General features: G+C 67.9%; 1 protein-coding gene and 1 pseudogene. One reads left to right on the top strand and one right to left on the bottom strand.

Annotation, left to right across the window (positions count from 1 at the left end; all coding sequences use genetic code 11):
- Positions 1-95, bottom strand: a pseudogene (locus ACIQOV_RS41710) (solute carrier family 23 protein); the annotation flags it as partial.
- 3 nt (positions 96-98) lie between these two features.
- Here ACIQOV_RS41710 and ACIQOV_RS41705 point away from each other — a divergent pair.
- Positions 99-1,286 carry a PTS transporter subunit EIIC gene (locus tag ACIQOV_RS41705; protein ID WP_401056396.1) on the top strand — a complete coding sequence of 396 codons (1,188 nt, stop codon included), beginning with the start codon at positions 99-101 and terminating at the stop codon, positions 1,284-1,286.
- Positions 1,287-1,317 lie beyond the last annotated feature (31 nt).

Genomic DNA, 1,317 nt, shown 5'->3' with positions numbered 1-1,317 from the left:
ATGTTCTCCGAGTACGTGGTGTTCGGCGGGCCGCCGACCGCGGTGGAGAGCATGGAGCCGACGCCGTCCGCGGAGATCGCGGTGCCCAGCTTGTCGGTCTGCAGAAGATCGGTCGCAGCCTCCAGCTGCCCATCGCCGTGCTCCCCGCAGCCGGTCTGCTGATGCGTCTCGGCCAGGACGACGTGTTCGGCAAGGACGGCCTCGGCTGGGACAAGGTCGCCGCGGTGTTCAACACCGCCGGCACCTCGGTCTTCGACGCTCTGCCGATGCTCTTCGCGGTGGGTATCGCGATCGGCTACGCCAAGAAGGCGGACGGCTCCACCGCCCTCGCCGCACTGGTCGGCTACCTGGTGTACAAGAACGTGCTCACCGCGTTCCCGATCACCGAGTACAAGATCCTCCCCGGCAAGGACGACGCCGCCACCTACCAGAACCCGGGTGTGCTCGGCGGCATCGTGATCGGTCTACTGGCCGCGGTGCTGTGGCAGAAGTACCACCGCACCAAGCTGGTCGACTGGCTCGGCTTCTTCAACGGCCGCCGCCTGGTCCCGATCATCATGGCCTTCGTCGGCACCGCCGTCGGCGTCTTCTTCGGTCTGGCCTGGGGCCCGATCGGCGACGCCATCAAGAGCCTGAACGACACCCTGATCGGCGCCGGCGCGTTCGGTGCGGGCGCCTTCGGCCTGGTCAACCGCGGTCTGCTGCCGGTCGGCATGCACCAGTTCGTGAACTCCTACGCCTGGTTCCAGACCGGTGACTTCACCAAGCCCGACGGCACCGTCGTGCACGGCGACCTGACCCGCTTCTTCGCCGGCGACCCGACCGCCGGACAGTTCATGTCGGGCTTCTACCCGATCATGATGTTCGCGCTGCCCGCCGCCGCGCTGGCCATCGCCCACGCCGCCAAGCCGCACCGCCGCAAGGCCGTCACCGGCATGATGGTCTCGCTGGCCCTGACCTCCTTCGTCACCGGTGTCACCGAGCCGATCGAGTTCGCCTTCGTCTTCATCGCCCCGGTCCTGTACGTCATCCACGCGCTGCTCACCGCCGTCTCGATGACCGTCACCTGGGCGCTCGGCGTGCACGACGGCTTCACCTTCTCCGGCGGCCTGATCGACTACGCGCTGGCCTGGAACAAGGCCACCGACCCGTGGATGATCATCCCGCTCGGCCTGGCCTTCGCCGCGGTCTACTACTTCCTCTTCCGCTTCGCGATCGCCAAGTTCGACCTCAAGACCCCCGGTCGCGAGGACGACGACGAGATCGAGGACGTCACCAAGGCCTGACGCCCGCGTCACCGCCCCGCCCCGAAGGCCC

The organism is Kitasatospora sp. NPDC091257 (assembly GCF_044757675.1).
In the GTDB taxonomy this organism is placed as follows: domain Bacteria; phylum Actinomycetota; class Actinomycetes; order Streptomycetales; family Streptomycetaceae; genus Kitasatospora; species Kitasatospora lactacystinica.
Note: the sequence above shows the minus strand (reverse complement) of the source record. Positions and strands in the feature narration are given on the sequence as shown.